General features: G+C 65.9%; 16 protein-coding genes and 1 pseudogene. 13 read left to right on the forward strand and 4 right to left on the reverse strand.

The window, feature by feature from the left end:
- Positions 1-126 precede the first annotated feature (126 nt).
- Positions 127-813, forward strand: coding sequence for a PAS domain-containing protein (locus SPHN_RS04325; RefSeq protein ID WP_248521387.1), 687 nt, complete (start codon positions 127-129; stop codon positions 811-813).
- A gap of 41 nt (positions 814-854) precedes the next feature.
- Here SPHN_RS04325 and SPHN_RS04330 read toward each other — a convergent pair whose 3' ends face one another.
- Entirely contained in the window at positions 855-1,310 is a 456-nt protein-coding gene (locus tag SPHN_RS04330; protein ID WP_248521389.1) for a universal stress protein, read from the reverse strand.
- A gap of 135 nt (positions 1,311-1,445) precedes the next feature.
- Between SPHN_RS04330 and SPHN_RS04335 the strand changes: the two genes are divergently transcribed.
- The 12 genes from SPHN_RS04335 (at position 1,446) to SPHN_RS04390 (ending at position 12,813) form a co-directional block, all read left to right on the forward strand.
- Positions 1,446-2,789: a pyruvate dehydrogenase complex dihydrolipoamide acetyltransferase gene (locus tag SPHN_RS04335; RefSeq protein ID WP_248521390.1), complete on the forward strand. Its 1,344-nt coding sequence runs from the start codon at positions 1,446-1,448 to the stop codon at positions 2,787-2,789.
- A 116-nt stretch (positions 2,790-2,905) separates the two neighbouring features.
- Complete coding sequence (locus tag SPHN_RS04340) at positions 2,906-3,118, forward strand: hypothetical protein (RefSeq protein ID WP_248521393.1); 213 nt, start codon at positions 2,906-2,908, stop codon at positions 3,116-3,118.
- 44 nt (positions 3,119-3,162) lie between these two features.
- Positions 3,163-3,504 (forward strand): acyl-CoA thioesterase, encoded by a 342-nt coding sequence (locus SPHN_RS04345; protein ID WP_093399601.1) that lies wholly within the window; start codon positions 3,163-3,165, stop codon positions 3,502-3,504.
- A gap of 16 nt (positions 3,505-3,520) precedes the next feature.
- On the forward strand, positions 3,521-4,915 hold the full coding sequence (gene lpdA, locus SPHN_RS04350) for a dihydrolipoyl dehydrogenase (RefSeq protein ID WP_248521395.1): 1,395 nt from the start codon (positions 3,521-3,523) through the stop codon (positions 4,913-4,915).
- Between the two features lie 323 nt (positions 4,916-5,238).
- Positions 5,239-6,663, forward strand: coding sequence for a hypothetical protein (locus tag SPHN_RS04355; RefSeq protein WP_248521397.1), 1,425 nt, complete (start codon positions 5,239-5,241; stop codon positions 6,661-6,663).
- Positions 6,664-6,857: 194 nt separating this feature from the next.
- Positions 6,858-7,016, forward strand: a complete 159-nt coding sequence (locus SPHN_RS04360; RefSeq protein WP_248521399.1) for a hypothetical protein — start codon at positions 6,858-6,860, stop codon at positions 7,014-7,016.
- A gap of 304 nt (positions 7,017-7,320) precedes the next feature.
- Positions 7,321-8,460 (forward strand): glycosyltransferase, encoded by a 1,140-nt coding sequence (locus SPHN_RS04365; protein WP_248521401.1) that lies wholly within the window; start codon positions 7,321-7,323, stop codon positions 8,458-8,460.
- Positions 8,457-9,419, forward strand: a complete 963-nt coding sequence (locus SPHN_RS04370) for a glycosyltransferase (RefSeq protein WP_248521403.1) — start codon at positions 8,457-8,459, stop codon at positions 9,417-9,419. Before SPHN_RS04365 ends, SPHN_RS04370 begins: the two co-directional genes overlap by 4 nt.
- Entirely contained in the window at positions 9,416-10,444 is a 1,029-nt protein-coding gene (locus SPHN_RS04375; RefSeq protein ID WP_248521405.1) for a glycosyltransferase, read from the forward strand. The genes SPHN_RS04370 and SPHN_RS04375 overlap by 4 nt, the downstream gene beginning before the upstream one ends.
- Positions 10,444-11,544, forward strand: coding sequence for an acyl-CoA dehydrogenase family protein (locus SPHN_RS04380; RefSeq protein WP_248521407.1), 1,101 nt, complete (start codon positions 10,444-10,446; stop codon positions 11,542-11,544). The genes SPHN_RS04375 and SPHN_RS04380 overlap by 1 nt, the downstream gene beginning before the upstream one ends.
- Positions 11,538-12,224, forward strand: coding sequence for a PIG-L deacetylase family protein (locus SPHN_RS04385; RefSeq protein WP_248521409.1), 687 nt, complete (start codon positions 11,538-11,540; stop codon positions 12,222-12,224). Before SPHN_RS04380 ends, SPHN_RS04385 begins: the two co-directional genes overlap by 7 nt.
- On the forward strand, positions 12,214-12,813 hold the full coding sequence (locus SPHN_RS04390; RefSeq protein ID WP_248521411.1) for an SAM-dependent methyltransferase: 600 nt from the start codon (positions 12,214-12,216) through the stop codon (positions 12,811-12,813). Before SPHN_RS04385 ends, SPHN_RS04390 begins: the two co-directional genes overlap by 11 nt.
- Before the next feature lie 225 nt (positions 12,814-13,038).
- Here the strand turns inward: SPHN_RS04390 and SPHN_RS04395 are convergent, their stop codons facing one another.
- From SPHN_RS04395 to SPHN_RS04405, 3 genes and pseudogenes are all read right to left on the reverse strand, one after another.
- A complete protein-coding gene (locus SPHN_RS04395; RefSeq protein ID WP_107952245.1) occupies positions 13,039-13,281 on the reverse strand; it encodes a helix-turn-helix transcriptional regulator in 243 nt (80 codons plus the stop codon).
- The gene (locus SPHN_RS04400; RefSeq protein ID WP_248521412.1) at positions 13,278-13,667 is read right to left on the reverse strand and encodes a hypothetical protein; all 390 of its coding nucleotides are present in this window, start codon (positions 13,665-13,667) and stop codon (positions 13,278-13,280) included. The genes SPHN_RS04395 and SPHN_RS04400 overlap by 4 nt, the downstream gene beginning before the upstream one ends.
- Positions 13,667-14,119, reverse strand: a pseudogene (locus tag SPHN_RS04405) (hypothetical protein); the annotation flags it as partial. The pseudogene SPHN_RS04405 and the gene SPHN_RS04400, both read right to left, overlap by 1 nt.

Below are 14,119 nucleotides of genomic sequence, written 5' to 3' on the forward strand. Positions count from 1 at the left end.
CCGATACTGGATCTCACCATCCCGGTTTCGGCCGAGGTTGCCAACGTTGTCAGATCCTTACAAGCCGCGGGGTTGGTCGCAATCTAATCTAAGTATGATATTTTTTTCATAATTTCTGCTAAACATATGATGGTCTTGTGGGAGCAGCCGGTGATTGTCGGGCATTCTATCTCGAACGCAGACGGCGTTATCCAGGCGATCGACGAGCCGGTGGCGACGCTACTACAACGTCATCGCGATCAACTCGTTGGTATATCGTATATCTCTATTACGCATCCTGATGATCTAGCCCTGAATCTCGCGAAGGTTGGAGCATTAAAGACCAACGGGCAGTCGACCCGAATTCGCAAACGTTATATCGGTGGCAAGGGCGACGTCATTAAGATGGAAGTCCAGGTTTCGCGACTTGCAGGATGTGATGGCGGTCTGCTGATCGGCACCTTGTCGACGATCGATGACGACCAGGATCTTGACTACGGACCCCGTAGATTATGGCGCCGCGCTCGGGAATTTCTCGACATCATGCATGCCCGCGATGAAATCCTGGGGGCGGAGCTGTTCGCCGATCATGCCTGGACGATCCTGCTGCTGACCTATGTCGCCGAAGCGGAGGGTCGGATCGCCTCCACGGAGATGGTTTCCGACCACCTCTCGCTATCGCGCGCGACGATCGAGCGCTGGTTGCGCGTGCTCCAGTCCAAGACCCTTATCGAACCGGTGCGCGCGGGTATCGACGCACTGCAACTCACGCAGACCGGTATCGACAAGGTCGAACGCCTGCTGGACCAGAGACTCGCCATACCCGTCGCCTGAACTCGAGCAACAACCAGACGCCGATTTCATGACGCCGCGGCTCAGCTCAGCCGGTCGATCGCCTCGCGAGTCAGCGATCCCGGGATGATCATCACCGGCACGGGCAGCGCACCCGCATCGGCACCGGTGAAATGCGCGATCAGTTCGCCCGGCGCACCGGTTGCCGCGGCCCCCAGCACCAGCGCCGCGATATCCGGGTTCGCCTCGATCATCGCGCGGATGATCTTCGGCCCCTCGCCTTCGCGCACCGTGATCGACGGACGCAGCCCCGATTCCTCGAGCAACGTCCCCGCCGCACCCGCGACCAGACCCTGGGCGTGAAGGTGCGCCTCCTCCTCGATCGTCGCCTGGACGCCGCCGAACGCGATGAACTCCTGTGGCGGGATCACCGTCAGGATCTCGACGCCGCCGCCGGTCTTCACGGCGCGACGCGCGGCGAAGCGCAAGGCGATGCCGGCTTCGGGACTGTCGTCAATAACCACCAGATAAATGCGCATTTTGGCCCCCGTTATGCGACGTAGGTGGCCCGAAGCCGTGCACGACGCAAGACCGCGGAGTTGCGCCGACGGGGTTGACCCGAGCGGACGAGGGCGCGAGTAGGCATGCCGTTACGTCACGCCCTGGGGAAATCCATGTCGATCGAGATCAAGATGCCTGCCCTGTCCCCGACCATGGAGGAGGGAACCCTCGCCAAATGGTTGATCAAGGAAGGCGACGTCGTGAAATCCGGCGACCTGATGGCCGAGATCGAGACCGACAAGGCAACGATGGAATTCGAAGCCGTCGACGAAGGCACCGTGGTCAAGATCCTCGTCGCCGAGGGTACCGACAACGTGAAGGTCGGCACGGTCATCGCGATCATCGCCGAAGAGGGCGAGGACGCGTCCTCCGTTTCTTCCACGCCTGCGAAGAGCGAGACGCCCGAGCCCGCCGCCAAGGAATCGGAAGCCAAGCCCGACCCGAAGGATCCCAACGACACGGGTAGCGAGGCCAAGCCGGTCGAGCGCACCGAGGCTTCGGCCGAGGATCATGGCCGTCCGGCAGAGGCTGGTCCGGCCTCGTCGGGTGACCGCGTGAAGGCGAGCCCGCTCGCGCGTCGCCTGGCTGCCGACAAGGGTATCGATCTCGGCGCCGTGTCGGGTTCGGGGCCGAAGGGTCGCATCGTCAAGGCCGACGTCGAGAGCGCGAAGCCGGGTGCAGCGCCTGCCGCTGCAAAGACCGAAGCAACGGCCCCGACCGCGGCTGCGGCCCCCGCGCCTGCCGCGAAGCCGGCGGCCGTGCCGGATATCCCGCACGAGGCGACCAAGCTCAGCAACGTGCGGAAGACGATCGCGCGTCGCCTGACCGAGTCGAAGCAGACCGTTCCGCACATCTACCTGACCGTGAACATTCGTCTCGACGCGCTGCTCAAGCTGCGTGGCGAGCTCAACAAGAGCCTCGAATCGCGCGGCGTGAAGCTGTCGGTCAACGACCTGCTGATCAAGGCGCAGGCCGTGGCCCTGATGCAGGTCCCCACTTGCAACGTGATGTTCACGCCCGACCAGCTGATCACCTTCCAGCGTGCCGACATCTCGGTCGCGGTGAGCACGCCGTCGGGCCTGATCACGCCGATCATCGTCGGTGCCGACACCGCCTCGCTGTCCTCGATCTCGACGCAGATGAAGGATCTCGCCGGCCGCGCCCGCGACGGCAAGCTGAAGCCCGAGGAATATCAGGGCGGCACCGCCTCGATCAGCAACATGGGCATGTTCGGCATCACGCAGTTCGATGCGGTCATCAATCCACCGCAGGCGATGATCCTCGCGGTCGGCGCGGGCGAGAAGCGTCCGTTCGTGGTCGGCGACGAACTGACCGTGGCGACCGTCATGTCGGCAACGGGCAGCTTCGATCACCGCGCAATCGACGGGGCGGACGGCGCGCAGTTCATGAAGGCGTTCAAGCACCTCGTCGAGAACCCGCTGGGCATGCTGGCGTAAGCTGACGGATATGGACTGCAACTCCCCCGATCCGTTCGCCCTGAGCGAAGTCGAAGGGCATGAGACCCATGTACCTCGACTGCGCTCGGCGCGAACGATTTAGGGGGGTGTTCGACATGAAGCAGACGACCATCGAGATTCTGCACATCCTTGCAGGCCTCGTCGTTGCTATCGCGATCACCTGGGCGGCGGCATGGTCATATCCGCTCGGACAGGACGTGATCTGGGCGTGCGGTGCGGCGGCGATGGTCGCGACCGTGCTGATGGGCGTGGGACCGTTGCGCCGCGCGCGTCGTCTCGACCAAACGACCCGCAGGAGTGAAGCGTGACCGACCTGCCCCCCAACAAGGCCCCGACGATCCGCGTCACCGCGATGCCCGCCGACGCCAACCCTTACGGAGACATCTTCGGCGGCTGGCTCATGGGCCAGATGGATCTCGCGGCCGGCTCGGTAGCGTCGCGCCGTAGCGGTGGCCGCGCCGTCACGATCGCGGCGGACGCGATGAAGTTCCACATGCCGGTCGTCGTCGGCGACGAGGTGTCGGTCTACGCAGACCTGATCGCGGTCGGCCGCACCTCGATGACGATCGAAGTCGAGGCCTGGCGCCGCGCCCGCCACAGCAACGACAGTTGCAAGGTGACCCAGGCGCGCTTCATCTTCGTGGCGGTCGGCGACGATCGCAAACCGCGGCCCGTGCCGCCCGAAACCAACTAATCCAAAGGACTATCCCGTGGCTGATACCTATGATCTCGTCATCCTCGGCTCGGGCCCCGGCGGTTACGTCGCGGCGATCCGCGCGTCGCAGCTTGGCCTGAAGGTCGCGATCGTCGAGCGCGAGCGGCTGGGCGGCATCTGCCTCAACTGGGGCTGCATCCCGACCAAGGCGCTGCTCCGTACCTCGGAAATCTATCACTACATGCAGAACGCCGAGAGCTACGGCTTGAAGGCGGATAATGTCGGGTTCGACCTCGCCAAGGTCGTCGACCGCTCGCGCAAGGTTGCCGGCCAGCTGAACGCGGGCGTCAAGGGTCTGATGAAGAAGAACAAGGTGACCGTCGTCGAGGGCGTCGGCACGGTTACCGCTAAGGGCAAGCTTTCGGTCAAGCAGGGCGACAAGACCGTCGAGCTCGAAGCCAAGAACATCATCGTCGCGACCGGCGCGCGCGCTCGCGACCTGCCGTTCGCCAAGGCCGACGGCGAGCGGATCTGGACCTATCGCCACGCGATGGTGCCGACCGAGATGCCGACCAAGCTGCTGGTCATCGGCTCGGGTGCGATCGGCGTCGAGTTCGCCAGCTTCTACAACGACATGGGCGCCGACGTGACGATCGTCGAGATGCTCCCGCGCATCCTTCCCGTCGAGGACGAGGAAGTCTCCGCGTTCATGGACAAGGCGCTGACCAAGCAGGGCATCAAGCTGCTGACCCAGACCGGCCTCGAAGGGCTCGCCCCGTCGGCCAACGGCGTGACCGCGAAGATCAAGCACAAGGACGGCAAGGTCGCGTCCGAAGAGTTCAGCCATGCGATCATCGCGATCGGCATCGTCCCCAACACCGAGAATATCGGGCTGGAGGCGCTCGGCGTCGAGACCGACCGCGGGCATATCAAGACCAACGGCTACGGCCGCACCAACGTCGACGGCATCTGGGCGATCGGCGACGTCACCGGCGCGCCGTGGCTCGCGCACAAGGCCAGCCACGAGGGCATCATCGCGGTCGAGAAGATCGCCGGCGGTTCGCCGCACCAGATGGACAAGGCCAACATCCCCGGCTGCACCTATTCGCGCCCACAGGTCGCGAGCGTCGGCATGACCGAGGCGAAGGCGAAGGAAGCCGGCTACGAGCTGAAGGTCGGCAAGTTCCCGTTCATCGGCAACGGCAAGGCGATCGCGCTGGGTGAAGCCGAGGGCTTCGTGAAGACGGTGTTCGATGCGAAGACCGGCGAACTGCTCGGCGCGCACATGGTCGGCGCGGAAGTGACCGAGCTGATCCAGGGCTATGTCGTCGCGCGCCAGCTCGAGACGACCGAGGCCGAGCTGATGGAAACCGTGTTCGCGCACCCGACGCTCAGCGAAATGATGCACGAGAGCGTCCTCGCCGCCTATGGCCGGGCGATCCATTACTGACCCTGCGATCCTCCCCCGCAAGGGGGAGGATACGCGCTTTATACCGCCCTTCCCCGTCATCCTGACGAAAGTCAGGACCCAGGGTACCACCCGCAGCCCCCTCGGCTCTGGGTCCTGACTTTCGTCAGGATGACGGCAGGCGGGTGCATGCAGACCACCCCCGACCATTCTGCACCCGGCCGACCCGTCAAGTCGGGCAAACCATCCCGTTTCGGCCCTATCTCGCTTGACCATCGCTCCTGTCCCCTCAAAGGGGCGTGTCGGTCGCGGGGTTCAGCGCTCCAGGATTCCGCGAACACAAGCCCCCGGTGCAGGACCCGCGAATGTCGATCGAACCCGTACCACGCGCCACCGCTCGCATCGCCATTCTCGCCGCAACCGCGCTGTGCGTCGCCTCGCTCGCGCTCTTCTGGCCGGGGATCGCGATGTACGACACCGTGGCGCAATATCGCCAGGTCCTGTCGGGCGTGTACGACGATTGGCACCCGCCGATCATGGCGCGCGCCTGGGCGGTGCTGGCACCGTTCGGGCCCGGTGCGACGCCGATGCTCGTCCTGCAACTCGTCACCTATTGGCTCGGTCTCGGCCTGATCGCCGGTGCGCTCGCGCGGCTCGGGCGTTCTCGCAGCGCGCTCGCGATCCTCGTCATCGGCCTTTTACCCCCGTTCCTCGGCTGGCAGGGGGTCGTGCTCAAGGACGCGCAACTTGCCGGCGCTTTGCTCGCCACGGTCGGGATCGTGGGTTGGTGGCGTCTCGCGGGCCGCCCTTTGCCGGGCGCGATGTGGATACCGGTGACGGTGTTGCTCGCCTATGCCGCGCTGGTGCGGGCGAACGCCGTGTTCATCGTCGTGCCGCTGGTGGTGATGCTCGCGCCCCGCCCCGCCGGCCTATCCGCCAAGACCGTCACCGGCCTGATCGCGGTGGTAGTCGTCCTCGGCGTCGCGCCGATCATCAACCATCAAGTCTTGGACGCGCAACGCAGCGGCGTCGAGGCGACCCAAGCGCTCTACGACCTCGCCGGTATCGCCGCGCGTGCACCGGACAGCGCCACCACCGGCCTGACGCAAGCCGAAGCCGCCACCGTGATCGCCCGCCACTGCGCGAAACCATTCTTCTGGGATCCGCTCGGCGACGACGCGCATTGCGGAACGACGATGGCGCGGTTGCGCGCGCTGCCGACCGCGACGCTCTACGCTACGCTGGCGTCCGCGGCGCTGCATCACCCGATCGCCTACGCGACGCACCGCTTCGCGCATCTGAACTCGACCGATCGCTGGCTCGTGCCGTTCCGCTGGCCGAGCGCCGCGCCGCCGACCGCGTCCGAGCCGAACACGATCGGCCTCGCCGACCCCAACGCCGCCGCGCGCACCTGGGAAAGCCTGACCGCCGCGATTGTCGAGACGCCACTGGGGTGGCCGATCGCGTGGATCGTCGTCGCAATCGTCGCGCTGGCGACGTGCCTGTCGCGCCGACGCGATGCGACGCGCGACTTCGCCACCGCGCTGCTCGTCTCCGCGCTGGCGTTGGAAGCGAGTTTCGCAGTGCTCAGCATCGCCTCGGACCTGCGCTATCACCTGTGGTCGATGATCGCGACCGCGGTGGCCACGGTCCTGCTCGCCGATCGCGCACCACCAGTGAAGATCCTCGTGGTGGGTACCGGCGCGCTCGGTCTGATCGTCGGCGGTGGCATTGCTGCACGCGTACGGCTTCCGCGCGCCCCGCAAACCTATGCCGGCATGTTGGGCTGAACGCAGAGTTCGTCGGGCTTGCCAGCGCTGCGGGCTGCGGTTCGGTAAGGCGTCTTGCAAAACCGGCGTGCAGACAGGGCAATGGCCGCTCGTCGTATCCGAACCGGACGTAACACGCCGCTTTGGCTTGCCTGCCAGACCCAGTCATCCTAACTTACATCATGCTCACTCGCCCGCAAACTGCAGTATCGCTGATGAAGATGGCGTTGGCCCTGCTTGATCGCGATCGGGCCGATCACGCCGCCTGCCATCTTCATCGCGCGATCGAAATCGCGGAGACTGATGGCGGGATCGTCGACATTCTCAGCGTGGACGAAGCCGTCACCGGTAATCTCGACCAGCCGCAGCGCTGAATGGCCAGTACCGTGCCGTCGACTGTCATGCGCCACGGCGTATAGACTAACGCGGTCCAGCATCCTGCCTTATGGCTAGTCGTGCGCCTGTAAGCGACTGGTTGCCCGACGAAAATCTTGTTCGTCAAAAGGCTATAGATATCCGTCGCGGAGTGCGTGACTTGCGTATGATTAGCCGCTCGCTCGATAGTATAGCGAGTCTATTGATCCCTATCAGCATGATTTACCATCTCTATACGGGCCCTGTACGCGTCTTTGGTCGTTACGACAGCTCCACCAAAACAGGGGGTTCCGAGGCTCGATCATGCGTATCGCCATCATCTCTCATTTGAAGCATGCGATCGTCGAGCCTTTTGCGGGTGGGCTGGAAATGCACACGCACATGCTGGCGACCCGGCTTCGCGCCCGGGGCCACGCGGTGACGTTGTTCGCGTCGACCCGTTCCGACCCCGCCACTGGTCTGGCCGCGATCTGCGACGAGACCGCGCTGATGGCGACCGGGATCGCGGAAGCGACCGACGTCGCATTCTTTCGCGAACATCACGCCTATCTGCGCCTGATGTCGGAGCTTCGCGGCGGGCCGTTCGACATCGTCCATAACAATTCGCTGCATTATCTGCCGGTTGCGATGGCCGATACGTTGCCGATGCCGATGGTCACCACCTTGCATACGCCGCCGTTCTGCTGGCTGGAAAGCGGCATCCGGCTCTGCCGTGCCGAAGCGACCCGGTTCGTCGCGGTATCGGAAGCTATTCGATCGATGTGGTCGCCGATCGTGCCGATCGACCGCGTCGTCGGCAACGGCATCGATCTCGTCCGGTTTCCCTATCAGGCGATCCCCGACGCCGATCCGTATCTCGTCTGGTATGGTCGCATCGTCCCCGAAAAGGGCCTGCATCTCGCGATCGCCGCGGCGCAGCGTATCGGGTTGACGCTGCGTATTGCCGGGCCGATTTCGGATCCTGCCTATTATGCCGCGCAGATCGCTCCACATATCGGCACCGCCGTGCAGTATGTCGGCCATCTCGATCACACGGATCTGTCGTTGCTGATCGGTGGCGCGCGGGCGTTCCTGTGTACGCCGTGCTGGGACGAGCCCTACGGGCTGGTCGTCGCCGAGGCCCTGGCCTGCGGAACGCCGGTCGCGGCCTTTGCGCGCGGGGCGATCCCGACATTGCTCGATTCGTCGAGCGGCGTGCTGGCAACGCCCGATGACGTCGCGTCGCTCGCCGCGGCCGCCGTTAGAGCGATGCAGCTCGATCGATCGGACAGTCGTGCACGTGCCGTCGCGATCTGCGACGCCGAAACGATGATCGACGGCTACGAAGCTTTGTATGCGGAGATGGTCGCCGCCGCGGTCCCGGTTCCGCTGACGCCACGGACGATGTGGCCGGCGATGGTCGCGGCAGGTCGCCCAGCCCCGGCGAGCGCACACGCACGATGATCGTCACACCGTTCTGCGTCTGCGTCCCCGCCCGCAACGAAACCACGCGCCTGCCGATACTGCTCGACGCGCTCGTGGCGCAAACGATCGCCGGTCGCATTCCCGTCGCGGTGTGCATCAACAATAGCGACGACGACAGCGTATCCACGGTACAGGACGTTGCCGCACGTCATGCCGGGCGGCTCGATATCATGTCGGAGTCCCGTACATTCGCGCCACCCCTGGCGCATGCCGGCAGCGCGCGCGGCCATGCGATGGACATGGGGTATCGCAGTCTTGGCGGCGCCGGCGGCGTGCTGATGTCGACCGATGCGGATTGTCGGCCCCCGGCCAGCTGGATCGCGGCCAATCTCACCGCAATCGACTCGGGTGCGGACATCGTCGGTGGACGGATCGTTCTGGACGACGCCGAGCCGATCGATCCGGTCATCGTCGCTATGCGGGCGCGCTTCGACGATTACTGGGCGGCGGTGCGCGCGATCGAGGACGCGATCGATCCCTCTCCCCATGATCCGCCACCGCGCCACGGCGATCACACCGGCGCGAGCATCGCGATCGACGCCGCGCTGTATCGCGCAATCGGCGGCGTTCCCGCGATCGCGTCGGGAGAGGACCGCTCGATGGTCGTTGCGGCGATCGCCGCCGGGGGTCGGCTGGTGCATCCACCAGCGGTCTGGACACGCGTGTCGGCGCGCACCGACGGCCGCGCCGCGGGCGGCATGGCGATCGCGATGACCGAACTCGCGGCAACGGTCGATCGGGGGGACGATCCATGGGTGCCCGGATTCGATCACTGGCGCGCCCGCGCCATCTGGCGCCGCGCCGAACGAAGCGCACGCGGCGTCGCAGCGATGCTGGCGCTGGAGGCCGATCTCCCGCCGATGCCCGCCGACATGCCTCTGCCCGCCTGCGCCGATCGGGCCTGCGCGGTGAACGTTGCATCACCGGCCGGGTCATGACGCGTCCGATCGGCTATTACGTCCATCACCACGGTGCAGGCCATCGCGCGCGTGCGTCCGCCATCGCCGACCACGCGGAGGGACGGATCACGTTGATCGGCACGCATCTCGCCGGCCAGACCGGCAAGCATCCCTTTGTCGACATCCCGGACGATCGCCTCGATCCGATGTTCGATGGTCGCGACGGCGGTGCCGAACGCCCCTCGGCGCTGCATTATGCGCCGCTCGATCACGATGGAATACGACGCAGGGTCTCGGCGATCGCGCGCTGGATTGCGGAACAGCGCCCGGCGCTGATGATCGTCGACGTGTCGTGCGAGGTCGCGATGCTGGCCCGGCTCGCATCGGTCCCCACGATCTGCGTAAGGCTGGGCGGTCGGCGCGACGACGTCCCGCATCTCGAAGCGTATCGCGCCGCGACCGCGATCGTCGCGCCGTTCGCGCAAGCGCTCGATGATCCGGCCACCCCCAATTGGGTGCGACACAAGACCGTTTACGCCCCCGGGCTGATCGACCGGGTCGCGACGACCGCCGTGGACCCTGATTCGGTCGTGGTCGTCGGCGGGCGAGGCGGTTCGGCGATCGATGGCGCTATGTGGGCAAGGGCGGCGCACACTACGCCCGATCGGATCTGGCAGATCATCGGCGACTGTCCACCGGTGGTCGACCCACCACCGAATTTCGTGAGGTTGGGATGGGTCGACGACGCGCCTGCACGGATCGCGCGTGCAGCGATCGTCGTCGGGAGCGCGGGGGACGGCGTGGTCGGCGCGATCCTTGCCGCCCGCCGTCCGTTCATTTGCCTGCCGGAAGATCGGCCGTTCGACGAACAGCGATCAAAGGCGGCGCAACTCGCCGCGGCGGGCGCGGCGCTGTTGTGCGACGACGCCGCGACCGCAGACTGGCCCCGTTTGCTTGCCCTGGCAGAGCGGCTGGACCCCGAAGCGCAAGCGGCGCTCGACGACCCCAATGGCGCGGCCCGTTTGGCAGCCTATGTGATGGCCCTGGCCGATGGAGAGCATTGATGAGCGACACGATACCGACGGTGCTCGACGATCCGCTGGTCGCAGCGCTTGCCAAGTTTGGCGAGCGCTATGACGCGGAGCGCTCGCATCCCGCCGACAGCATCGCCCTGCTCGCGGAGGCGGGTTTGCTACGCCGGTTCGCCCCGGTCGAATCGGGGGGCGAAGCGTTTGCCGATGCCGACGCGCGGCACCAGGCGATGTACGACGCGCTGCGTCGCGTCGGTCGCGGCGATCTGAGCGTCGGTCGCCTGTTCGAAGGTCATGTCAACGCAATGGCGCTGTTCGACTGGTATGCGACGATCGGGCAGAAGGGCTGGTTACGCCGCGTGCTCGATCGTGGCGCGGCATTCGGCGTGTGGGCGACCGAGCCGGCACCGGGGGTCGCTCTGGTCGAAAACCTGGCCGGACGAATATTGCAGGGCGCGAAGAGCTTTGCCAGCGGCGCAGGCGGGATCGGCTATGCGATCGTCACGGTCCAGCCCGATAGCGGCGACCGCCGACTGGCCATCGTCGGCGCTGACGATCCCGACCGGACCGATGCCAGCGGCTGGCGTGTCCGGGGCATGCGCGCGAGCATGAGCGGCGCCTATGACTTGACCGGCTATCCGATCGACGAGGATGCGCTGCTGGGCCAGCCCGGCGACTATGATCGCGAACCGCGCTTCACCGCGGGTGCGTGGCGGTTCACCGCGGTCCAACTCGGCGGGATCGAGGCGCTGCTGGCGGAGACTCGCGCGGCGCTCTCGGGGGCGGCACGCGCCGATCCGCTGGTGCGTGCGGCATTCGGGCACGCGGTCGTCGCGACCCGCACCGCCGGGCTGTGGGTGCGCGAGGCGGCGGCGCGCGCGGCGCGCGAGGATACCGACGCGGCGGCGTTCGCACGGATGACCCGCGGCGTCGTCGAGCGCGCCGGGCTCGACGTGATGGAGCATGCGGCACGGCTTGTTGGCACCCGCAGCACGTTCGAGGGGCAGCGCATCGACAAGATCATCCGTGATCTCAGCCTGTATTTGCGTCAGGCAGGGCCCGACCAGGTCCGCGACGCCGCCGTGCGCGACTGGATCGATCATGATTGCTGGGGCGAGGATCGCCTGTGGTAGGCATTGCCCGCCGGCTCGCGACGAGCAGGTTCGCGCGCGCGCGATGGCTGGTGCTGGCGCCGCATGCCGATGACGAGACGCTGGGCGCAGGTGCGCTGGTTGCAGAGGCGGCGGCGGCACGTCGCCTCGCGGGGGTCGTCTACCTGACCGATGGTGCCGGATCGCACGACGCGGGCGGCGCCTGGTTGGCGCGGGTGCGGCGGCGTGAGGCGGCGTTGGCGGTCCGGCGGCTGGCCGGACGCGATGCGGCATTGCCCGTGTTCCTCGACTGGCCCGACGCGCATCCCCATCGCCCCGACAGCCCGGCATGGCGCGCGACGGTCCGTCGCCTTGCATCACTGATCCGCTCACGTGGCGTCGATGCGATCGCGGTCACCGGCGCCGACGAACCGCATTGCGATCATACCGCGTTCCGGACGATCGCGCTCGCCGCAATCCGCGCCGCCCGGCGCACGGTGAGGATATTCGACTACCGCGTATGGACCGATCCCGCCGTGCCGCCTGCGCGTACGACATTCCGCACGCGCCCGATGCCGGTCGGCCAGCGCCGCCGGGCACTCCTGGCGCATCGCAGCCAGACGGGTGCAGCCTATGGCGCGGGCTTTCGCCTCGCGCGGACCGCCTGGCGGATGCCGGCGGAGGACGTCCTTCATCTGAACGGAATTGCCGATGTCCGATAAGCCGCCCCACAGCGGGGGCAGCTTGGCCGCCGCCTATTTCGAGGATATTTTTGCCGGCGACGACGATCCGTGGTCGCTGGCCAGCAGCCCGTATGAAGCGGCCAAGTTTGCGCGCACCATCGCCGTGCTGGACGATCGTCGCTACGCCGCCGCGCTCGAGATCGGCTGTGCTCACGGGGTGCTCACACGGCAATTGGCGCCTTTATGCGACGATCTCCTCGCCATCGACATTGCCGCGCAGGCGATCGATTATGCACGCAAGCGGTGCGAAGCCCTGCCGCAGGTTCGCTTCGAGAAGGTCGTTTTCCCCGATCAGGTCCCCGCGGCCAATGCCCTCGATCTCGTCCTGCTCTCCGAGGTCGTGTATTATTGGAGCGATGACGACATCACCACCGCCGGGGCGTGGTTACGGGCGCATGTCGTCCCCGGCGGACGGATGTTGCTGGTGCACTGGATCGGCGAGACCGACTATCCGCAGACCGGAGACGCGGCCGTCGACAAGATATCCGCGGCGCTCGGCGACGCCATCACGGTCAAATGTGCGGAGCGGACGGCATCGTACCGGCTGGATCTGTGGACCCGGCGGTAGGGAAGCCAAGGGGCTAACGTTGCCCGCGATCGGTCCCATCGTCGCGTGGAATGTGCGAGCCGAGCCGAGCGTTGCGGATGGTAGATCCGCCTCGCCTTGCACAAATGCGCGGCGATGTGCGGTGGTGCCCCTGGCCTCTGCCGGTTCTCGCCGATCATGATATTGTTTTTCCCGCATTTTCATAGTTGGCTGATTTACGAAGTGCCCCCTTAAGTGCCCCCATCCTCAGGGGCGTAGGGGGCACGCTGCTAGCCGTTCGCGCATCCAATCATCGATGTCGGCCTGCCACCAGCCGCTGGCTTGCACGGTCAGCTTCACTTGCTGGGGGAACGTACCGGCCGCGACCATGCGGTAGATCGTCGATCTCCCGAGGCCCGTGGTCTTCATCACGTCAGGTACGCGCAGGAAGCGACCGCCGGAGCTGGCCGCGCCGCGTTGTCTGGCGGTAGCGAGGGTCATGGCGGTCATGCGGATTCCTTGAGGCAATCGTGTTCAAATAGGCGGGCGAGTACGGCGCGAAGCTTGCGTGCATGGGCGAGGAAATGTTCGCCCCTTCCCTCGTGGGCGACCGCTGCGGACCTGATGTCGGCATCGGACGCGCTACGCTCGCCGCTAATTTTGTAATTGAGTGCGCAAACGGTGATGCGGAGTTCGTCCGCAAGGCGACCCTCGTCCATCAATCCGGCTGCGGTACCCAGGCCCTGCGGCCACACGACCTCGATCGAAAATGCTACCTGTTCCCACTTTAAGGGACACCCAGTTGGAGTGCGGTCCTGTTCCCGATTTGGGGAAAAGGCAGCTAGCTGTTTCGATGATTCATTCACGTGGGCTTCAACGGTCGCTGCAATGCTCATCATGAATTTCCTACTGGTGGAGTTTCGGCGAGCGGCGACGCCAGCGTGCGTTCTTGTAGAGAGCCTCTCGACAAGGCCGGGGCGGCGGACGGATCGCGAACCGACATCACCGACGCGAGAGGCTCGATGTTACCCAGTGCCAGGCGGCAGATCTGCTGCCATTGCGGAGCGATCGTCGCGGCGATCACACCGATCGACACGTCGCCCCCCTGATGAACAGAGCGATCTCGACGCCGTGAGGGATTGGCTGCACGATCATGCCCGGCGGTCCGATACGCGGAGCCTGCCGGTTGTCGTTGGCTGCAATGGACGTTGCTGCGGGAGTTGACGTGACCCCCGTTTTTTCCTCCAGTTGGAGCTAGAGTCCGACCCCGGAAAGGGACGGACAGATGAAGCGGAAGCAGTTTTCGGAAGAGCAGATCATCGGCATCCTGAAGGAGGCCGAGGCTGGT

Origin of the sequence: Sphingomonas faeni (assembly GCF_023195535.1) — a bacterium.
Classification (GTDB): Bacteria; Pseudomonadota; Alphaproteobacteria; order Sphingomonadales; family Sphingomonadaceae; genus Sphingomonas; species Sphingomonas faeni_B.